Consider the following 19479-nt stretch of genomic DNA (forward strand, 5'->3'; position numbering starts at 1 on the left):
CCACCGGCCCCGCACCGGGTTACCCGCAATCCCCGTGGGTAGGGTCGACCGAGCCCTCTGAGAACTGCGTAAACGCCAGGTACCAACGGGGCTGATCAGCCGATCAGCGGACCCACGCCTCGACTTCCTCGCGTGGGAGACTGGTCGGAACGGAGTACCAAACCGGAGCGGCGAAGGAGTACCCGACAGTTGGCCGGTACCAATCTGACCCTCGGCGAAGCCAGGGCACGCGGAGATCTACTCGACGTCGCGTCGTACCACATCACGCTGGACCTGACCGACGGCGCGGGTAAGCCGGGCGTCGACACGTTCCGCTCGGTCACCGAGGTGAGGTTCAGCGCCCGCACTCCCGGCGCCTCCACGTTCATCGACCTGATCGCGGCGGGCGTCCGCCGGGCCACGCTCAACGGCGCGGAGCTGGACGTCACGAGCTACGACCCCGAGGCCGGCCTGCCCCTCGAGGATCTCGGGGCCGAGAACGTGCTGGTCGTGGACGCGGACTGCAGCTACATGAACACCGGCGAGGGCCTGCACCGGTTCGTCGACCCGGTCGACGACGAGGTCTACCTCTACTCGCAGTTCGAGACCGGCGACGCCAAGCGCGTCTACGCGTGTTTCGACCAGCCCGACCTCAAGGCGACGTTCACGCTCGAGGTCACGGCGCCGGAACACTGGGAAGTCGTCTCGAACGGCGTGCCCGACCGCCAGGGCCCGGTGACGAAGTTCCCCCCGACCCCGCGGATGTCCACGTACATCACCGCGCTCGTCGCCGGTCCGTACCACAAGGTCACCGACCAGCACGACGACATCCCGCTCGGGCTCTTCTGCCGTCAGTCGCTGAAAGACTTCCTCGACCCGGACGAGATCTTCGAGATCACCAAGCAGGGCTTCGACTTCTTCCACGAGCACTTCGGCGTCCGCTACCCGTTCGGGAAGTACGACCAGCTCATCGTCCCGGAGTTCAACGCGGGCGCGATGGAGAACGCCGGCTGCGTCACGATCACCGAGAGCTACATCTTCCGCGGCAAGGTGACCGACTACGTCCGGGAGAACCGGGCCAACACGATCCTGCACGAGATGGCCCACATGTGGTTCGGCGATCTCGTCACGATGCGCTGGTGGGACGACCTCTGGTTGAACGAGTCGTTCGCCGAGTGGGCCGCGCACTGGGCCGCCGCCGGTGGCACCCGCTTCACCGACTCGTGGGCCGCGTTCTGCACCGACCGCAAGGGCTGGGGCTACCGGCAGGACCAGCTGTCGTCCACCCACCCGATCGCCTGCGAGATCCCCGACATGCAGGCCGTCGAGGTCAACTTCGACGGCATCACGTACGCGAAAGGCGCGAGCGTCCTCAAGCAGCTCGTGGCCTACGTCGGCGAGGACGACTTCGTCTCCGGGCTGCGGAGCTACTTCAAGGCCCACGCGTTCGGCAACACGACGCTGGCCGACCTGCTGACCGCGCTCACCGAGGCCAGCGGCCGCGACCTGTCGAACTGGTCGGCGCAGTGGCTGGAGACCGCGGGCGTCAACACGCTGCGCCCGTCGTTCACGCTCGCGCCCGACGGCACGTACGCGTCGTTCGCGGTCGTCCAGGAGGCGCCGCCGGAGCACGGCACGCTGCGGTCGCACCGGATCGCGATCGGCCTCTACGACTTGTCGGGGTCGACCGGCGAGCTGGTCCGCCGCCGCCGGGTCGAGACCGACATCCACGGTGCCCGTACCGAGGTCGCCGAGCTGACCGGCGAGCAGCCGCCGGCCGTCGTCCTGCTCAACGACGACGACCTGACCTACGCGAAGATCCGGCTCGACGAGCAGTCGCTGGCCACGGTCGTGGACCACATCGGCGGCTTCACCGAGGCACTCCCCCGCTCGCTGCTGTGGGCGACCGCGTGGGACATGTGCCGCGACGCCGAGCTGGCCGCCCGCGACTACATCCGCCTGGTGCTCAACGGGCTGGCCGCCGAGTCCACGATCAGCGTGGTCGAGACGCAGCTCCGGCAGGCCAGGGCGGCGCTCTCGTCGTACGCCGACCCGGCGTGGGCGGTCGAGGGGTACTCGCTCGTGGCCGACGCCGCGTACGAGCGTCTGCGGTCGGCCGAGCCGGGCTCCGACGTCCAGCTCGTCTGGGCCCGGACGTTCGCCGGCACGGCCCGCACCGAGGCCCACCTGTCCTACCTGCGCGCGCTGCTCGACGGCACCGAGCAGGTGCCCGGCCTCCAGGTCGACACCGAGCTGCGCTGGGACTTCCTGCAGTCGCTGGTCGGAATGGGCGCCGCGGGCGAGGCCGAGATCGCCGCCGAGCTCGAGCGCGACCCCACCGACCAGGGCAGCAAGGAGGCCGCCACGGCCCGTTCCCTGGTGCCGACGGCGGACGCGAAGGCGAAGGCCTGGCACCTCGCGACCGAAGACGACCAGCTGCCCAACCAGCTCGGTCTCGCGGTGATCAGGGGCTTCGGTCACCCGAACCAGATCGCGCTGCTGCAGCCCTACACCGAGAAGTTCTTCGAGGTGGTGGGTGAGGTCTGGGCCCGTCGCACGTCCGAGGTGGCGCAGAACGTCGCGGTGCTCCTGTACCCGGCCTGGGAGGTCACCCAGGAGACCGTCGACCGCACCGACGCCTGGCTCGCCGGAGATCATCCGCCGGCGCTGCACCGCCTGGTGGCGGAGGGCCGCGACCGCCTGGTCCGCGCTCTGAAGGCGCGCGACCGCGACCGCGCGGCTTCGTAGGTTCTTTACGCCTGCACGGCGAAGGCCGGCCCCTTCCGGGACCGGCCTTCGCCGGTTTCGGCCGAACCGTCCCGCCGCGCCGTAGTCGGTTGCGCGCCCACCCTCCGGTTTCCGGGGGTGTGCCGGGCGCGCGAGTTACTTGCGCGCGCGGTCGGCCAGCATCCGCAGGCCCTCGACGATGCCGCCGGCCAGATCGCCGCCCTGGAACGACGCGCGCATGCTCATGCCGGCGAGCTCGCAGGCTCGGTCGGGGATGCGCTTGGCGGCCCGCAGGCCGGTGACGATCTCGAGCGCACGCTGGTTCGGCGACACCGCGAGCAGCACCGAATCCGACGGGTCGGGCAGCGCGTCGAGCAGCGCCTCGGCGTTGTCGCGCAGCGGCTCTTCGAGCGCCCCCACGTACACGCTGAACGTCAGCCCGGTCTCGCGGTCGGCGGCGGTGAGCGCCTCGTCGATGCGGAACAGCTGCCGCGAGCTGAACGGACCGGCCGCGGCCGCGCCGTTCGCGATCGAGGTGAGCTGGCTGGACGAGAGCTTCGAGGCCGGGATCTCCGACGATTCACCAGGTGCCACGAGCGCCTCCCTTCGGGCCGGAGTTGGGCACGGTCACGGCCTTCCCGTCCGCGACCTGCTCCGGAGCGGCCTGCAGCACACCGCGCGCCGGAGCCTGCTCCAGCGCCGGGTGCTGGCCGTTGACGGACAGCGCGGTGGGCGGGGCCGCGAGGAACCACACCGGGGTGAACTCGAACGGCATCCCGGGGCGGTAGCGCGGGGTGCGGTTGCCGCCGGCGCCGAGCGTCAGCAACGCCAGGACGCCCGCCACCGCCAGGGGGACAACGACGAAGACGAGCGTGGTCTCCAGCACGGACATCGGGAGCTTCTCACTCTCTCGATCGAGCGAGCGGACGTGTGGACGCCGCTTACGGTAGCGGAGGACCGACGTGCCGCATGTCAAAGGGTGTCCGCCGTGGTACCCCGGTTCACCACTTTCGCACGTCCTCCGGCCCACTCCCACCTGCGGTGAGTCAGGATGGGGCGTGCTCAACTCGCCGACCGCGCTGGACGCCGCCGACCCGCTCGCGAGCTTCCGCGATCGTTTCGTCCACGCTGATGAGGAATTGATCTATCTCGACGGTAATTCGCTGGGAAGGCTCCCCCGGACGACCGCCGGCCGGGTCGCCGCCGCGATCACCGAGGAGTGGGGGCGCGGGCTGATCCGGTCCTGGTCGCACTGGATCGACCTGGCTCGCGGGATCGGCGACGAGATCGCGACCGGCGTCGTGTCGGCCCGCCCGGGCGAGGTGCTGGTCGGCGACTCGACCACCGTCAACCTGTACAAGCTGGCCGCGGCCGCGCTGGACGCCCGGCCCGACCGGCGGGTGATCGTCCTCGACGACGACAACTTCCCGACCGACCTCTACGTCCTGCAGGGCCTGGCCGCGGCGCGGGGTCTCTCGCTGCGGACGGTGCACACCGACATCGATGCGGGCCTCGACCTCGACGTGCTGCGGGCCGCGCTGGACGAGGACGTCGCGCTGGTGTGCCTGTCGCACGTCGCGTACCGGTCGGGGGCGCTGGCCGACATGGGCGCGGTCACCGACGCCGTCCACGCGGTGGGCGCGCTGATGCTGTGGGACCTCTCGCACGCGGCCGGCAGCGTCGAGGTGCCGCTGGATTCCTCCGGCGCCGACCTGGCCGTCGGGTGCACGTACAAGTACCTCAACGGCGGGCCGGGCGCGCCCGCGTTCGTCTACGTCCGGCGGGAGCTCCAGGCGTCGTTGCGGCAGCCGATCTGGGGCTGGTTCGGGCAGCGGGACCAGTTCGCGATGGGTCCGGAGTACCGGCCGGTGGACGGCATCGAGCGGTTCGCGGTGGGGACGCCGCCGGTGCTGGGGTTGTACGGGGTCCAGGAGGGGATCCGGCCGGTGATCGAGGCCGGCATCGGCGCGATCCGGGCCAAGGGGATCGCGCTGACGTCGTACGCGATCGAGTGGCACGACGAGTGGCTCGCGCCGCTGGGTTTCCGGGTCGCGTCGCCGCGGGACGCCTCGCGGCGGGGCGGGCACGTGAGCCTCCACCACGAGGACGCCTGGCGGATCTGCCAGGCGCTGATCGCCCGGCAGGTCGTCCCCGACTACCGGACACCGTCCCGCCTGCGCCTGGGCTTTTCGCCGCTCACGACGAGCTTCCAGGACGTCCACGACGGCCTGTCGCGGCTCCGCGACCTGGTCGTCGCGGGCGAGCACCGCACCTACGACGCGACCCCCGGCCGAGTCACCTGACGCCGGTCACCGGAACGCGGCGGCGTTCGTGGAACGCGGCGGCGTTCGTAGCGGCCCGGACGGCGAAGCCGCGGGGCTCGCGGCCGAGGATCCGACCGACGGCCGGGCTCACGCGCTGCTCGTCCGGGGTCGGCTCGCCGATCGCGTCCCCGAGCGCCTCGGCCTGCTGGTGGGGCGTGATCGCGGCCGGCCCGGTCAGGTCGTAGGCACGCCGTTCGTGGCCGTCCTCGGTGAGAACCGCGGCCGCGACCGCGGCGACGTCGGCCGGGTCGACGACCGGCAGGGCCACGTCCGCGAACGGCGCGGCGACGACCCGCTCGGCGCGGACCGACGGCACCCAGGCGTACGCGTTGGAGATCCCGCGGGCGGAGAGCGGCCGACGTCGCCGGTGGCACCGGTGAGAACGATCATGCCCGCGGTGGAGCGGGCCCGCGGGGAGTACGACGCCCGTCAGAACGGCCAGATGCTGTCCCAGAGGTTCGACCACCAGTCGCTGATCATCCCTCCGACGTCGGAGAAGTTGCCGGTCGCCCTGGTCAGGAACACGGTGGCGCAGAGCAGGATGAACGTGCCGGTGGCGATGTTCTGCAGAAGCGTGCTGCGCCGCGAGCCGCGGTCGAGCGTGCTGCGGATCAGGTGGCTGCCCAGGCGCATGAGCCACCAGACAGCGAACGCGCCGGCGACGACGAGGATCAGCGCGGTGATCGGTTCGCCGGTGTCGGCGCCGCTGATGATCGCGACCGTCGCGAGCCAGAGCAGCCAGGCCGCGGCCGCGATGACCACCGCGAACGTCGTGTAGGCCTTGCCCTTGCGACGGGTCGGGCCGCTCTGCTGCTGCGGCGCCGGAGCCTGCTGGCCGCCACCCTGGCCGTAGGGGTCGTTGCTCTGGCCGTAGGGGTCGCTGCCACCCCGCGGCGCGGAAGGCTGCTGCGGCGGGTAAGGGTAGTCGTCCGGGCTCGGCTGACGCGGGCCGACCTTGGCCACGCCGCTGGGGATCTTCGGACCGCCGGGGGCCGGCGGGCCGGACTGCGGAGCCGCGGGGGGCCCGGAGCGCGGGGCGGGCGGGGCCGACGACGGGGCGCCGGGGTAGTCGGGCAGCGGTGCCGTGGCGTTGGGCCGGCTTGGCGCCGAGCCACCCCCGGCGAGGTACTCGGGCATCGGGGCGGTCGCGTCCGGCCGGGGCGACCGGCCCGCCGACGCGGACGCGAGGTACTCCGGCATCGGCGCGGTGCCGTCGGGGCGCGACGGCCGCGCGGCCGCCCGGCCCCACTCGGGCGCGGACGGGGAGGAGTCGGCGGCGGCGCCCCAGACCGGCGCGGCCGGCGGTGCGCCGGCCGCGGAGGCCGCGGCACCGACGGCCGCGGCTCCACCGACGGCGGCGGCTCCGACTCGGGCGGCGCCTCGGGCCGCCGGAGCCGAGCCGCGGGCGGGCTGGGCCGAGCCGCCGGGCTGGACCGAGCCGCGGGCGGGCTGGGCCTGCTCGACGCGGGTCGGGGTGGCCACCCGCGTGGGCACCGCACCGGCGTGCCAGTCGACGTGATTGCTCGCCGGCGGGACGGCCGCGGCCAGACGGCCGAGGGTGGCGACCCAGCCGAGCAGTTCGGCGCTGCGCGGACGGTTCTCGGGGTCGTCGTCGAGCGGTGCGAGCAGGTGGGCGGCGAGTGCGGGGTTGGCGTCCAGCAAGGGGTGACGGCGCAAGGCACCCGGTGCCACCAGAGCACCGTCGTAATGGGAGGTGGCCCGGTCGGCGCGGGGCAGCCAGCCGGTCACCAGGTGGTAGGCGACCGAACCGAAACCGTGCACGTCGTACGACGGACCGACGACGCCGGTGAACGCCTCCGGGCCGGCCGACTCCGGCGTGTGCGCGATCGTCGTGATGTGCATCGGGTCGTGGTAGCGGGCCGCGGTGAAGTCGATCAGGCGGATCTCGCCGGTCGGCAGCACCAGGACGTTCGCGGGCTTCACGTCCATGTGCAGTACCGGCGTGTCGCCGCGGTCGGCCGGCTGGTGCAGGAGCGCGATCGACTTGGCCAGCGTGGTCAGCACCGTGACGCCGTCGAGGCGGGGGACGCTCTCGCCACCGGCCTGCTTCGCGACGTGCTGGAGCAGCGTGTGGCCGGGCAGGTAGTCGAGGACCTGGTACGGGATGCGGCGGTCGGTGTCGGCGCCGAGCACGGACGTGGCGTCGGGCCGGACCGGCGGGGCGCCGTAGAAGCCGTCGACCCGCAGGCAGATGCCGGGGACGTCGCGGGTGTTGAGGTCCATCAGGACCGCGTCGCCCTTGTCCCAGGAGCGCATCTGGTCGAGGACCGGGCGGCGGTGGTCGGCGCGGAACACCTTGACGGTCACCGGCGCGGAGCGGACGCCGCTCGAGAGCCGGACCCCGCGGAACACGTCGGCCTGACCGCCGGAGCCCAATCGGCCGGTCAGACGGTAGCGCTGACGGCCTTCGGGAAGCGGTCCGTCAGGTCCGCAGACCAGGTCGACGGTCTCGGCTCCCGCAGTCGTCATATCGCCGTCCTCTAGTTCGCCAGGAACCCCCAAGGTACCCGTGCGCCCCTAAGGACTGGCCCCGTTCGTCGCCGAGCCGTCAACCTCAGGGATAACCCTGAGAGCCCCCGGGCGTAGCTCTGACCGGGAGCCGGCTCGGCGTCGTTCTCAGCTGGCCGCGCTCTCCGGCATGTCGAGCCAGGTGCGCCACAGGGGATCCGGGGTGCGGTGGCCCAGGACCCGCCAGGCGACGCCGGTCGGGGCCTGGGGGCGGCGGCGGAGGCGCCAGCCGAGCTCGGCCAGCGTGCGGTCGGCCTTGATGTGGTTGCACCGCGTGCACGCCGCGACGACGTTCTCCCACACGTGACGGCCACCGCGGCTACGGGGGATCACGTGGTCGATCGTCGTCGCCGACGTCGTGCAGTAGGCGCAGCGACCGGCGTCCCGGGCGAACACCGCCCGGCGGGTCAGCGACACCTGGCCGCGGAACGGGACCTTCACGAAGCGGGTGAGCCGCACCACTGCGGGCGCGATCACGATCGTGGTCGTGGAACGAAGAAGGCCGTCCCCCTCGGTGACCGGGACGGCCTTGTCGGTGAGTACCAATACGGCGGCACGCCGTACTGGTACCACGCACAATGGTTCGTACGTGGCGTTGAGTACCAGCGATACGGCTGTACCGGGCATCGGATCACCTCCGCTGCGGCAATGATCGCTCACCGGCGCCCGTTCTGCACGCATGATCTGGGAGGTACTACGATCCCAAGTTCGTCACACTCGAACCCAGGGACCAGTTCGTCCTAGTCCGTCCCGAGGGGGGTGGACCCGCGTCCGAGCGGCATACGGTACGAAGAGCACGTGAGTCTCCGTATTGCCGCCGCCGTCCCCTCCTGGTTCGAGGAGTGGCCCAGTTTCCTGCGCGACGACGTGACCCCTGGCTGCGCCGCGGGCAAAGACAACGAGGGTTCGGTCTGCAAATGGGTGTGGGACTCAACCGGTAGCCGCTGGCTCTCGAACGCGGTCGAGTGGCTGCTGGCCAAGCCCCTGCTGGTGCTGCTGATCGTCGTCATCGCGCTGCTGATCCGCTGGTTCCTCTACCGCATCATCAACGGCGTCACGTCGGTCGGGAGCGTCGACAGCGGCACCGACAAGGACGGCAAGCCGAAGAAGAAGCCGCGGATCCTCCGGCCGTTCCGCGAGAAAGCGTCCTCGGCGCTGCTGGCCAGCGGCCTGATGAGCGAACGGCGGGCGCAACGGGCGAGCACGCTCGGCTCGGTGCTCCGCAGCGTGACGTCGATCATCATCTTCGTCGTCGCCGGCTCGTCGGTACTGGGGCTGTTCGACATCAACCTGGCGCCGCTGGTCGCGAGCGCCGGTATCGCCGGTGTGGCACTCGGTTTCGGGGCGCAGTCGCTGGTCCGGGACTACCTGTCGGGGATCTTCATGATCCTGGAAGACCAGTACGGCGTCGGCGACATCGTCGATCTGGGCGAGGCCGGCGGCACCGTCGAGACGATCGGTCTGCGCGTGACGACGGTCCGGGACGTCCGCGGGGTGGTCTGGTACATCCGCAACGGCGAGATCCTGCGGGTCGGCAACAAGAGCCAGGGGTGGGCGCAGGTCGTCATCGACGTACCGATGCCGTTCGGTACCGATCTCGACAAGGCGCACGAGGTGCTCACCGAGTCCGCGGCCCAGCTCACCGAGGAAGACGCGTTCAAGGACGATCTGCTGGCGCCGCCGGAGGTGCTGGGCGTGGAACAGCTGACGCAGACCGGCCTGATGCTGCGGGTCACGGTCCGGACGACGACCGCGGCGCAGTGGCGGGTGGCCCGCGAGCTGCGGGCCCGGATCAGCGCCGATCTCGATGCCGCCGGCATCACGTCCGGCATCACGCCGATGCCGGCCCCGCCGGCCTGACCACCAGCCCGGGGCGGCGAGCTTCGGCGCCGGCGGCCGGCCGCAGCGCGAGTCTCCCCGAGCCGGGCGCGGAGGGAGCTCTGAGCGACCGGCGGACCGTCGGAGGCGAGTGGCAGGATGGAGGTATGACTGCTCCAGGCCCGTCCGTCGACTTCTACGAGGCGGTCGGCGGGGGCGAGACGTTCCGGACGCTGGTGGCGGCGTTCTACCGTGGCGTCGCCGTCGACCCGGTGTTGCGGCCGCTGTATCCGGAGGAAGACCTCGGGCCGGCCGAGGAGCGGTTCCGCCTGTTCCTGCAGCAGTACTGGGGCGGCCCGCGCACGTACTCCGAGCAGCGCGGGCACCCGCGCCTACGGATGCGGCACGCCCCGTTCCGGGTCGGGATCCCCGAGCGTGACGCCTGGCTGCGCTGCATGCGCAACGCGATGGACGAGGTCGCGCTCGCACCGGAGTACGACGCCGCGATGTGGGAGTACTTCGTCCGCGCGGCCGACTTCATGGTGAACCACCTCGAAGATCTCCAGCAGGGACGCGCGCCGCAGCTTTGAGCCGAGCCTGCCGGGGTAGTCAACGTGACGCCCATTCAGGTTGCCCCTTGCGGGCCGATGAACCGCTCGGCAGCATGGGGTTCTCTGAAACGATTCGGTAACCCTGGGGGTCGATCTTGGCTGGCACGTGGTGGCGCGACGCGGTCTTCTACCAGGTCTACGTCCGAAGTTTCGCCGACTCCAACGGTGACGGCGTGGGCGACCTGGCCGGTATCCGATCCCGGTTGCCCTACCTGGCCGAACTCGGCGTCGACGCTCTGTGGCTGAACCCGTTCTACCGGTCCCCGATGGCCGACCACGGGTACGACGTGGCCGACCCACGTGGCGTCGACCCGGTCTTCGGCACGCTCGCCGACTTCGACGCGATGATCGCCGACGCCCACGAGCTCGGCATCAAGGTCACCGTCGACCTGGTCCCGAACCACAGTTCCGACCAGCACGAGTGGTTCAAGGCCGCGCTGGCGTCCCCGCCGGGCAGCCACGAGCGGGAGCGTTACATCTTCCGGGAAGGCCGCGGCCCGGACGGCGCCGAACCGCCGAACAACTGGACGTCGGTCTTCGGCGGTCCGGCCTGGCACCGGGTGATCGAGGCCGACGGCCGGCCCGGGCAGTGGTACCTGCACCTGTTCGCGCCCGAGCAGCCCGACCTGAACTGGGACAATCCCGAGGTCATGGCCGACCTCGAGAAGACGCTCCGGTTCTGGCTCGACCGCGGCGCCGACGGCTTCCGCATCGACGTCGCCCACGGGCTGGCCAAGCCGCCCGGCCTGCCGGACATGCCGGCCGAAGCCGACACCCTGGACGGCGCCAGCCAGCCGCGGTTCGACTTCGACGGCGTCCACGAGATCCACCGGCGCATCCGCAAGATCCTCGACGAGTACCCGGACGCGATGGCGGTCGGCGAGATCTGGGTCCAGGACGTCGAGCGGCTCAAGCTCTACCTGCGCGCCGACGAGTTGCACCTGGCCTTCAACTTCGTGCTCGTGCAGGCCCGCTGGCGCGCCGACGAGCTCCACAAGGCGATCGACGACTCGCTCGACACCGTGCGCGGCACGCCCGCGCCGCCGTGCTGGGTGTGGTCGAACCACGACATCGTGCGGCACGTCTCGCGGTTCGGCGAAGGCCTCGTCGGTGAGCGTCGCGCCCGGGCGGCCGCGATGCTCACGTTCGCGCTTCCGGGCGTCGTCTACGTGTACTACGGCGACGAGGTCGGCCTGCCGAACGTCGAACTGCCGGACGAGGTGCTGCAGGATCCGACCTGGGAGCGGTCCGGGCACACGGTCCGCGGACGGGACGCCTGCCGGATCCCGATGCCCTGGACGCCCGGCGAGCCGCCGTACGGGTTCTCGCCCGAGCCGGTCGACACCTGGCTCCCGCAGCCGGCCGGGTGGTCACCGCTGGCGGTGTCGTCCCAGGCCGGGGTCGAGGGCTCGAACCACACGCTCTACCGGGAGGCGATCGCGCTCCGGAAGACGCACGAGGCGTTCTCCGGCGACATGACCTGGCTCGAGGCGCCGCCCGGGTGCCTCGCGTTCGCGCGCGACGGCGGGCTGGTCTGCCTGGTCAACCTCACCAACCACCCGGTGGCGGTTCCGCCCGACCGCACCGTGCTGCTCTCCAGCGTCCCGCTGGTCGACGGCAAGCTCCCCGGCGACGCGACGGTGTGGCTGATCTGAGCTGCTCCTATCGCTGGACGAGCGTGACCGTGAACCAGTCCTCCCGGTCTCCGGACAGGGTCGCGGACACCAGCAATCCCGCGCGCTCGCACATCTCGCCGAACTCAGCGACCTGGTAATAGGTGAACCACCGTGGATGCGGAAATCTCGGCGTGGTCCGCCAGCCCTCCCCCCGTCCGAGCTTCATGCTGACGAACGCCCTTCCGTCCGGGGTCAGTACGCGCCGGATCTCCTCCAACGCCGGTTGGCAACACCGCCGTGGAAGGTGAAGTAGTACGCCGCTGGCGATGAGCGCGCTGAAGGATCCCGATCGGAACGGGATCCTCAGCGCGTCGCCGCATACCGGGCTGCCTGCCCGGTCCGCGAAGCGCGACCGCAGGATCCCGATCGACGCGTCGCACGACAGGACCCGGCGCCCGGCTTCCACGGCGAGCCTCGAATCTCGCCCCGAACCCGCGCCCAGGTCGAGGACCCGTCCCGAGGGGGCCGCGGCGAGGAAACCCCGCACCTCGTCTTCGAGCCCGGGGAACGACGAATAGCTACTGGTGCCGCGCACGTATTCGTCGGCATGCCGGGTGTACGTGCTGCGGACGACCCGGCAGATCGAGTCGCAGCTGTCGTCAGGGCTGCGCATCCGGTACGAGCGAACTGATGTCGGACTGCTGGTGGCGCCAGGCGACGCCCGGAAGGGGACGCGTCGAACCTCCGGAAACGACGACGGCCCGATCACCCGTCACTGCCTCACCGATGACGTCGAACGCCAGGCCTTCGCGGTCGAACTCGTCCCGGCAAGACCCGATCAACGCTGGATCGACGGTGAAGGCGAGCTGGAAGTCCGAGGAGGCGCTCATGGCTAACGCCAGCGGCTCGACACCCAGTAGCTCGGCAACCTCGGCGACCGCCGGATCGATCGGCACTCGATCCCCCTGAACGCGGAACCCGACACCGCTGGCCCGGACGAGTTGCTCGATCGTCGCTTTCAATCCGTCGGACGTGTCCTGACACGCGGTCGCATACGGACGCCGCGAGAGCACGCGTCCCTCCGCGATCCGCACTCTGGGTCGCCTCCATCCGTCCAGCAGACGCGCCTCGGTGGCCGGATCCAGGGCCCATCCGTTCGCGGCCCGCTTCGGGAAGTAGGCGACCGCGGCTCCGAGCAGGCCACACGCCCCGGTCACGCACAAGAGATCACCCGGGCGGGCCCCCGAACGCAGAAGGACGCGCTGCGGGCTCGCCACCCCGATGGCGGTGCCGGACAGGATGAGCCGCTCGGCCGATCCGATGTCCCCGCCCACGTTCAAGGTTCCGTAGTCGGTGCAGGCCTGGTGGATCCCGGCCATCACCGTCCGGAAGCCCTCGTCGTCCAGTGCGCTCGGATACCGGACCACGCTGAGCACCCCGATCGGGGTCGCGCCCATCGCGGCGATGTCGCTCAGATTCGCGGCCACCAGGTAGTACCCGATGTCGTAGTCCGTCAGATAGCCGAGTTCGTGGAGGACGAATTTCGGGCCGCGGACGTAGTCCGACCCGACGACGAGGGTAACGGGCGCGCCGATGTCGTACACAGCGCAGTCGTCCCGTCGGTCCGCTCCGACGGTGAGAACCACCTGGCTCGCCTCGTCAGCGACGGCCGAACCCGATTGCCCCGAGAGAAAGGTGCGGACGAGGGCCTCCACCCGAGCGGGCTCGTCGGAGTATGCGCCGGCGGCGGTCATCCCCGGTTCCCCGGAAGCCCTCGCAGCACACGGGAGAACACGGCGTCGGGCGGCAACCCGGTGGAGTCGATCTCCAGTGCCCCGGGCCTCGCCTTGATCGCCGCTCTGGTCGCCTGATCACGCGGTGTCTCCGGTCCGACGGCGATCGAACGGGCCGGGTAGGTCGCGTACTGCGCACGGCGTCGTTCCCGTCGGATCGGGAGGCTCGCCGTCAGGTAGATCCAGAGAGCGTCACCGGGAAGCAGGGTGAGGGCGACGTCACGCCCGACCACGACGATCCGCGGATGATCGGCGACCGCGTCGCGATGCAGCCGGAGAATCTCGTCCCGCCATCGCTCGTCCGCGGCGACCTTTTTCAGATCGGCATCGAGCGAGGCGTCCCAGATGTCGCCGGTGATGTCGCGCCCGTCGTAGAGGATGGCTTCGTGCTCGGTGACGCCGGCGGGGTCGGGTGGGCTCATCGGCCGGTGCTCGATGAACGAGCGCCAGTCGTCGGTCGGCTGGACCACATCCTTGGCCAAGGCGTAGGCCAACGCCCGGAAGGTAAGACCCGTGTCCAGGAACGCTGCACCCAGGTGAGCGGCGAGCGCGCTTCCCAGCGTCGTCTTCCCGCTGGCCGTCGGGCCGTCAATAGAGATCGACAGGGGCTGCATCAGAGCCCTTTCGGTTGTCGGGATCCAACGCCGGGGCCGGTCAGGCCGCGAGCTCGCACCATCGTGGTGCGCAGGTCTTCCTTTCGAACCACCATCGAGTAGTCCCACAACGGATCCTCGATACCGAGCTGCCGTCCGGCGATCGACCGGAGGTACTGGCTGCGCATTTTCCGGCCGACGCCGTAGACGGAGCCGATCGATCCGTCTGAACAAAAGAAGTAGGACGACCCGGCGTAGCGGGCCAGATCAGAGATCTGGTCCAGCCGCGTGGGCACGAGTCCGTCCTCGACGAGGAAGGCGTTGATTCGATGCACGGGTACGGGCAACAGGTGCCAATGTGCATGCGTGACGCACGCCGATGTTTCCATCTCGGACGACGAACCGTGCTCCAGGATGGCCAGTTGGCCGAAGGTCGCCCGATAGCGCGGCAGGACACGGTCGAGAAGCTCCGACAACTCGTCGCCATGGCTCACCACCAATGACGAGAAGCTCAGGCGATGCTCGAGCGGAACAACGAGCAAGTGACCCACGCACAACGGGGAAAGATCAGCGAGGATCCGGAACGACGGTGTGCCACCGAGATCCCGACTCGGCGGGTCTCCCTCGTAAGTCAAAGTAAAACTCGTATCAGACGAGCCCCGCAACTCGTCACAGAGATCAGCCCCCACACACTGGACGGCATCCGGCATGGCCCCTCCCCACCCGCCCGACTTTCGCGACAATTTACCGTCCGGCCGGAGATCCGAAAAGGACCTGCACCGGCCGATATTCAAATCCCTCTGTTACCGACGTCTAGAAAGCACCCGTCAAGAGCATCGTGATGCCGTTCGGCCCCACGACTGCTCACATCCGACACGGAATCCGACTGAGGACTCTGCACCCCAAGCAGCACAGGAGGTCCATCAACCGAGTGGCCCATGCGCGTCCCGGCGAACGATCCGAGGGCATCATCCACATCGACGACCACCGGAACATGCACCAATTAGTTAGCATCCGAGAATGCGCCCTCGGACCGCGCAAACAGTCGATCGACTCGTCCTGCTCGTCGCCACCGTCGGCCTCGCGGCCCGCCAATACGGAGCGCCCAGCCGGGCGTTCTGGGATGACATCCCGATCGATCAGGGTTACGTCGTCATCACCTTGACGTTGACGATAGGCCTGTTCGGCGCGCTGACTCCCTTCCACACGGTTTCGCTGCGCCGACAAGCGAAACGGAAGGACCTGCTTCGCCAGCAGATCCTCAGTCACTTCGGACGGCTGATCGCGATCGCTCTCCGGTCGAACGCCGGGATCGATCCCGGTGACCTGGGACTCCACGTGTGGCGGGTCGGGCGCATGATCCGCCCACCGTGGCGGCCCCGACTGATACGCCTCGCGACCTATCGGCTCGGAAGCACCCCCGCTACACGCACCTTCAAGCCCACCAGGGGCATGGGCGTCGTCGGCCTCTCCTGGAAGCGAAACGAGGAGACATCAGTAGATGTGACGGCACTGTCGGCCAGGCTGACCAACTCGAAAGCTTTCGCCGACTACCGAGCCCAGCAAGGCGATGATGCCGTGATGGGCCTGAGTTGGGAGGACTTCAACCGGGTCAAACATCGGGGCGCGGTCTTCGCGAGCCCGATCCGCGACGGTGGCGGAGAATTCGTCGGCTGCGTCAGCGTCGACGCCAGCCACGGATATTCATCGCTCGACACACCGGAACTCTGGCACGAGATCAACGCATTGTGCGCGGAGATCGGCGACGAGAACTTGCCTTACCTCTGACTGCTTCTCTCCCCGCCGGCTGCCGTGGCGGCGAACACCTGGGTAGACGCCGCCGGGGAGGCCCAATCATCCGCGTTCCACCGGTCTGGCACGACCTTGCGTACCCCGCCACGCGGATCGGCGACGTCGCGCAGGTAGCGCGGAATCAGATGAATATGCAGATGATCGATAGTACGCCCGGCGGCGCGGCCTTCGTTGATCCCGATGGTGAAGCCGTCCGGCGCGAATTCTGTTGCGAGCACATCGCGTACCGCGAGGACCAGGCGGTGGGCATCCACGAGTTCTCGCTCGGTCAAGTCGAAATAAGAAACGACATGGCGCTTCGGCACGACCTCGACATGGCCGTCCGACGCCGGAAAGTTGTCGTACCGTGCATAGCACGTTTCGTTCTCGACAACGATCCGGTGCAGCTCCGCGTCATCTCGTTTGCAGAAGATGCAGTCCGGCGACATTCCTCGGCTTCCCGTTCTCGATGACACTTGCCCCACCGGGGCTATTTTCGCAGGCCACGGAAGTGAAGTGTTGGCTATCGCCCGGAACTGGACTGATCCAGAATAGCGGATTCCGTCCGGGCCGTTGGTCCTGCAACGGCCACACGCCGTCGCAGGTCGATCGAGTTCCACCCGATAGAGGTTTCGTGAGGAAACGGGAACGTTCCGCCATCGGACAAACAGGCCTGACTAGCCGGAACCCGTCTCGTCTGCATTACAGCACGGTACACGCGGGTACAGGAGCCACACCAGCGCTTGTCGAACACTGTGGATATCACACAAAGACTCGTGGGCTGACGACTTCTGGCCCCGCTAAACACTCCGGCCCTACAGCGTCGCAACGCTGGCCAGTGGTTTCCGCCGATAGACGATCCCGTGTTCGGCCGCCAGGCGTAGCCACGGGCCGACGACCGCGACCGTGACATCGCGCTCACCCAGGAACGCCATCCGGGCCAGGGCGACCAGTAGCCGGAACGGGACCGTGGTCTCGTGCACGTCCCCGACGACGCGGAGCGTCTCGTGATCGAGCAACAGTTCGCCCGCTTCGGGGTTGCGCTGGAAGGCCTCTTGGCCTGCGGCGATCAGACCTCGCACGACGTCGACGGGCACGGTGTCGAGGGGGTGCCACCCGCGGTCGGGCGGTAGAGAGCCGCGCCAGTCGGCGTCCCGGCGCCGGGGCAACGTCACCGTGCCGCCGGCGCCGACCGGCACCGCCTCCAGCAACGCCGAGGCTCCGAGCGTCACGTCGTCCGGCCAGGTGCCGGCCACCGTGCGCGCCGCGAGGACGTCGAACGGCAACTGCGCCCAGAGCGTCAGGTGCGACGCCCCGGCCGGGCGCACCCGCACCAGCGCCCCAGGGTCGAGCCGCACGATCCGCCCGAGGAACACGGCCACGTCCCGCCGTTGATCGGCCGGGACGTGCGCGGAGCTCATGACCCGAGCCAGGCGTCGAGGAACTCCCGTTCCTCGGGCGCGAGCCGGCGCGGGCGCCCCGACGGCAGGGAGACCGGACTCAACCGGCTCACTCCCCGGGCCGCCGGCGAGCCCGCGTGATCGAACAGTTCGTAGCCGACGCCGAAGCTGGCGTGGCGCACCTCGGTGACCCAGCACGCGATCGCGATCGGCTCCCGCGCGTACGTCACCGGCCGCAGGTAGTCGATCTCGTGCCGGATGATCACGCAGCCGTCGAGAAGCCCGGACAGCGCCTCTCCCCCGTCGAGGATCAGGGCCGTCCGGGCTTCTTCGAACAGCGTCAGGAACCGGGCGTTGTTGACGTGACCGAACGCGTCCATGTCCGACCAGCGGACCTGGCACTCCTTGACGTACCGCGGCACCCGTCTACTCCGTCCCGGGCGGGCGTGGCGAACACGCAGCCGAACCCGACGACATCAGTCGCGGGTGAGCTTCCGGTACGTGACCCGGTGCGGGCGGGCCGCCTCGGCGCCGAGCCGGTCGACCTTGTTCTTCTCGTACGACTCGAAGTTGCCCTCGAACCAGTACCACTGCGAGTCACCCTCGTAGGCGAGGATGTGCGTCGCCACCCGGTCGAGGAACCACCGGTCGTGCGTGATGACCACGGCACAGCCGGGGAACTCCAGCAGCGCGTTCTCCAGCGACGAAAGCGTCTCGACGTCGAGGTCGTTGGTCGGCTCGTCCAGGAGCAGCAGGTTGCCGCCCTGCTTGAGGGTCAACGCCAGGTTGAGCCGGTTGCGCTCACCGCCGGACAGCACGCCGGCCGGCTTCTGCTGGTCGGGACCCTTGAAACCGAACGCACTGACGTACGCGCGGGAGGGCATCTCGACCTTGCCGACCTGGATGTAGTCGAGCCCGTCGGACACGACCTCCCACAGCGTCTTCTTCGGGTCGATGCCGCCACGGCCCTGATCGACGTACGAGATCTGCACGGTCTCGCCGATCTTGACCGCGCCGCTGTCGGGCTTCTCCTCGCCCATCAGCGTGCGGAACAGCGTGGTCTTACCGGCGCCGTTCGGGCCGATGATGCCGACGATGCCGTTGCGGGGAAGCGTGAAGCTGAGGTTGTCGATCAGGACCCGCTCGCCGAAACCCTTGGTGAGCTTGTCGGTCTCGATGACGACCTGGCCCAGACGCGGGCCCGGCGGAATCTGGATCTCTTCGAAGTCGAGCTTGCGGTGCCGGTCAGCCTCGGCCGCCATCTCTTCGTACCGGGCCAGACGCGACTTGCTCTTGGCCTGGCGGGCCTTCGCGTTCGACCGGACCCACTCGAGCTCTTCCTTGAGCCGCTTGGCGCGCTTGGCGTCCTTCTGGCCCTCGACCTTCATCCGCTCGGCCTTCTTCTCCAGGTAAGTGGAGTAGTTGCCTTCGTACGGGTAGGTCCGGCCGCGGTCGATCTCGAGGATCCACTCGGCCACGTTGTCGAGGAAGTACCGGTCGTGGGTGACGGCCAGGACGGCGCCGGCGTACTTGGAGAGGTGCTGCTCCAGCCACAGGACGCTCTCCGCGTCCAGATGGTTCGTGGGCTCGTCGAGCAGCAGCAGGTCAGGCGCCTGCAACAGCAGCTTGCACAGAGCGACGCGGCGCCGCTCGCCACCGGAGAGCACCCGGACGTCGGCGTCGCCCGGAGGGCAGCGCAGCGCGTCCATCGCCTGCTCGATCTGGGAGTCGAGCTCCCAGGCGTTGGCGGCCTCGATCTTGTCCATCAGCTCGGCCTGCTCGGCCAGCAGCTTGTCGAAGTCGGCGTCGGGCTCGCCCATCGCCTCGTTGACCGCGTCGTACCGCTTGAGCACCGCGCGGATCTCGGCGACGCCCTCTTCGACGTTCTCCCGGACGTTGAGGTCTTCGCTCAGCGGCGGCTCCTGCAAGAGGATGCCGACCGTCGCGCCGGGGGCCAGCAGAGCGTCGCCGTTCGAGGCGGTCTCCAGCCCGGCCATGATCTTGAGGACGGTCGACTTGCCGGCGCCGTTGGGACCGACGACGCCGATCTTCGCGCCCGGCAGGAACGACAACGTGACGTCGTCGAGAATCACTTTGTCGCCGTGCGCTTTGCGCACCTTGCGCATCGTGTAAATGTACTGGGCCATCAGGGGGTCGTTCCTCCGCGGATCGCGTACGTCCTTTCATCCTCCCAGGTCTGATCGATGCGGCGAAATCGCCGTCCCCAGGACGGATACACGGGAAGAGCGCTCCGCCACGTCCCCGTATTCCGGCGGACGCGACGGAGCGCCGGGCCCA

Annotated in this window: 19 protein-coding genes; 6 read left to right on the plus strand and 13 right to left on the minus strand. The window is 69.6% G+C overall.

The genetic code is table 11. The annotated features are described in order from the left end of the window. Nucleotides 1-189 precede the first annotated feature (189 nt). Nucleotides 190-2727, plus strand: coding sequence for an aminopeptidase N (pepN, locus tag ACIBZJ_RS14390; protein WP_395929408.1), 2538 nt, complete (start codon nt 190-192; stop codon nt 2725-2727). 135 nt (nt 2728-2862) lie between these two features. Here pepN and ACIBZJ_RS14395 read toward each other — a convergent pair whose 3' ends face one another. After that, nucleotides 2863-3237 (minus strand): DUF5130 family protein, encoded by a 375-nt coding sequence (locus ACIBZJ_RS14395; RefSeq protein ID WP_395930216.1) that lies wholly within the window; start codon nt 3235-3237, stop codon nt 2863-2865. A gap of 49 nt (nt 3238-3286) precedes the next feature. Continuing rightward, entirely contained in the window at nt 3287-3598 is a 312-nt protein-coding gene (locus ACIBZJ_RS14400) for a hypothetical protein (RefSeq protein WP_395929411.1), read from the minus strand. A gap of 166 nt (nt 3599-3764) precedes the next feature. On the opposite strand from ACIBZJ_RS14400, the gene kynU reads away from it, so the two are divergent. After that, nucleotides 3765-5009, plus strand: coding sequence for a kynureninase (gene kynU, locus ACIBZJ_RS14405; RefSeq protein WP_395929413.1), 1245 nt, complete (start codon nt 3765-3767; stop codon nt 5007-5009). On the opposite strand, the gene ACIBZJ_RS14410 is transcribed toward kynU, so the two are convergent. The 3 genes from ACIBZJ_RS14410 to ACIBZJ_RS14420 form a co-directional block, all read right to left on the minus strand. Next, on the minus strand, nt 5002-5346 hold the full coding sequence (locus ACIBZJ_RS14410; RefSeq protein ID WP_395929415.1) for a hypothetical protein: 345 nt from the start codon (nt 5344-5346) through the stop codon (nt 5002-5004). The two genes, kynU and ACIBZJ_RS14410, sit on opposite strands and share 8 nt — an antisense overlap. A 113-nt stretch (nt 5347-5459) precedes the next feature. Continuing rightward, a complete protein-coding gene (locus ACIBZJ_RS14415; protein WP_395929417.1) occupies nt 5460-7520 on the minus strand; it encodes a serine/threonine protein kinase in 2061 nt (686 codons plus the stop codon). A 147-nt stretch (nt 7521-7667) separates the two neighbouring features. Next, entirely contained in the window at nt 7668-8186 is a 519-nt protein-coding gene (locus ACIBZJ_RS14420; RefSeq protein WP_395929420.1) for an HNH endonuclease, read from the minus strand. 171 nt (nt 8187-8357) lie between these two features. Here ACIBZJ_RS14420 and ACIBZJ_RS14425 point away from each other — a divergent pair, with 171 nt between their 5' ends. The 3 genes from ACIBZJ_RS14425 (at nt 8358) to ACIBZJ_RS14435 (ending at nt 11643) form a co-directional block, all read left to right on the plus strand. Next, nucleotides 8358-9419, plus strand: a complete 1062-nt coding sequence (locus tag ACIBZJ_RS14425) for a mechanosensitive ion channel family protein (protein WP_395929422.1) — start codon at nt 8358-8360, stop codon at nt 9417-9419. Between the two features lie 125 nt (nt 9420-9544). Next, on the plus strand, nt 9545-9967 hold the full coding sequence (locus tag ACIBZJ_RS14430; RefSeq protein WP_395929424.1) for a globin: 423 nt from the start codon (nt 9545-9547) through the stop codon (nt 9965-9967). 116 nt (nt 9968-10083) lie between these two features. Continuing rightward, the gene (locus ACIBZJ_RS14435) at nt 10084-11643 is read left to right on the plus strand and encodes a glycoside hydrolase family 13 protein (RefSeq protein WP_395929426.1); all 1560 of its coding nucleotides are present in this window, start codon (nt 10084-10086) and stop codon (nt 11641-11643) included. Between the two features lie 7 nt (nt 11644-11650). Here the strand turns inward: ACIBZJ_RS14435 and ACIBZJ_RS14440 are convergent, their stop codons facing one another. From ACIBZJ_RS14440 to ACIBZJ_RS14455, 4 genes are all read right to left on the minus strand, one after another. Beyond that, nucleotides 11651-12277, minus strand: coding sequence for a class I SAM-dependent methyltransferase (locus ACIBZJ_RS14440; protein ID WP_395929428.1), 627 nt, complete (start codon nt 12275-12277; stop codon nt 11651-11653). After that, complete coding sequence (thiL, locus tag ACIBZJ_RS14445) at nt 12264-13250, minus strand: thiamine-phosphate kinase (RefSeq protein ID WP_395929430.1); 987 nt, start codon at nt 13248-13250, stop codon at nt 12264-12266. Before thiL ends, ACIBZJ_RS14440 begins: the two co-directional genes overlap by 14 nt. Nucleotides 13251-13354: 104 nt before the next feature. Continuing rightward, complete coding sequence (locus tag ACIBZJ_RS14450) at nt 13355-14011, minus strand: (d)CMP kinase (RefSeq protein WP_395929432.1); 657 nt, start codon at nt 14009-14011, stop codon at nt 13355-13357. Beyond that, complete coding sequence (locus ACIBZJ_RS14455; protein ID WP_395929434.1) at nt 14011-14700, minus strand: hypothetical protein; 690 nt, start codon at nt 14698-14700, stop codon at nt 14011-14013. The genes ACIBZJ_RS14450 and ACIBZJ_RS14455 overlap by 1 nt, the downstream gene beginning before the upstream one ends. Nucleotides 14701-15010: 310 nt before the next feature. Between ACIBZJ_RS14455 and ACIBZJ_RS14460 the strand changes: the two genes are divergently transcribed. Beyond that, complete coding sequence (locus tag ACIBZJ_RS14460) at nt 15011-15778, plus strand: hypothetical protein (RefSeq protein ID WP_395929436.1); 768 nt, start codon at nt 15011-15013, stop codon at nt 15776-15778. On the opposite strand, the gene ACIBZJ_RS14465 is transcribed toward ACIBZJ_RS14460, so the two are convergent. From ACIBZJ_RS14465 to ettA, 4 genes are all read right to left on the minus strand, one after another. Continuing rightward, nucleotides 15769-16230 (minus strand): HIT family protein, encoded by a 462-nt coding sequence (locus tag ACIBZJ_RS14465; protein WP_395929438.1) that lies wholly within the window; start codon nt 16228-16230, stop codon nt 15769-15771. The genes ACIBZJ_RS14460 and ACIBZJ_RS14465 overlap by 10 nt on opposite strands. Before the next feature lie 366 nt (nt 16231-16596). Then, nucleotides 16597-17202 (minus strand): hypothetical protein, encoded by a 606-nt coding sequence (locus tag ACIBZJ_RS14470; protein WP_395929440.1) that lies wholly within the window; start codon nt 17200-17202, stop codon nt 16597-16599. Continuing rightward, nucleotides 17199-17603, minus strand: coding sequence for an acyl-CoA thioesterase (locus ACIBZJ_RS14475; protein WP_395929442.1), 405 nt, complete (start codon nt 17601-17603; stop codon nt 17199-17201). The genes ACIBZJ_RS14470 and ACIBZJ_RS14475 overlap by 4 nt, the downstream gene beginning before the upstream one ends. A 54-nt stretch (nt 17604-17657) precedes the next feature. Further along, the gene (gene ettA, locus ACIBZJ_RS14480) at nt 17658-19328 is read right to left on the minus strand and encodes an energy-dependent translational throttle protein EttA (protein WP_395929444.1); all 1671 of its coding nucleotides are present in this window, start codon (nt 19326-19328) and stop codon (nt 17658-17660) included. Nucleotides 19329-19479 lie beyond the last annotated feature (151 nt).

It is taken from the genome of Cryptosporangium sp. NPDC051539, assembly GCF_044454545.1.
In the GTDB taxonomy this organism is placed as follows: Bacteria; Actinomycetota; Actinomycetes; order Mycobacteriales; family Cryptosporangiaceae; genus Cryptosporangium.

What these genes read in the sequence shown, in the direction of transcription:
- ACIBZJ_RS14420 (WP_395929420.1), bottom strand. Translation starts at nt 8,186, where the DNA reads ATGCCCGGTACAGCCGTATCGCTGGTACTCAACGCCACGTACGAACCA.
- ACIBZJ_RS14400 (WP_395929411.1), bottom strand. Translation starts at nt 3,598, where the DNA reads ATGTCCGTGCTGGAGACCACGCTCGTCTTCGTCGTTGTCCCCCTGGCG.
- ACIBZJ_RS14465 (WP_395929438.1), bottom strand. Translation starts at nt 16,230, where the DNA reads ATGTCGCCGGACTGCATCTTCTGCAAACGAGATGACGCGGAGCTGCAC.
- ACIBZJ_RS14440 (WP_395929428.1), bottom strand. Translation starts at nt 12,277, where the DNA reads ATGCGCAGCCCTGACGACAGCTGCGACTCGATCTGCCGGGTCGTCCGC.
- ACIBZJ_RS14430 (WP_395929424.1), top strand. Translation starts at nt 9,545, where the DNA reads ATGACTGCTCCAGGCCCGTCCGTCGACTTCTACGAGGCGGTCGGCGGG.
- ettA (WP_395929444.1), bottom strand. Translation starts at nt 19,328, where the DNA reads ATGGCCCAGTACATTTACACGATGCGCAAGGTGCGCAAAGCGCACGGC.
- ACIBZJ_RS14455 (WP_395929434.1), bottom strand. Translation starts at nt 14,700, where the DNA reads ATGCCGGATGCCGTCCAGTGTGTGGGGGCTGATCTCTGTGACGAGTTG.
- ACIBZJ_RS14460 (WP_395929436.1), top strand. Translation starts at nt 15,011, where the DNA reads ATGCGCCCTCGGACCGCGCAAACAGTCGATCGACTCGTCCTGCTCGTC.
- ACIBZJ_RS14415 (WP_395929417.1), bottom strand. Translation starts at nt 7,520, where the DNA reads ATGACGACTGCGGGAGCCGAGACCGTCGACCTGGTCTGCGGACCTGAC.
- ACIBZJ_RS14470 (WP_395929440.1), bottom strand. Translation starts at nt 17,202, where the DNA reads ATGAGCTCCGCGCACGTCCCGGCCGATCAACGGCGGGACGTGGCCGTG.
- ACIBZJ_RS14450 (WP_395929432.1), bottom strand. Translation starts at nt 14,011, where the DNA reads ATGCAGCCCCTGTCGATCTCTATTGACGGCCCGACGGCCAGCGGGAAG.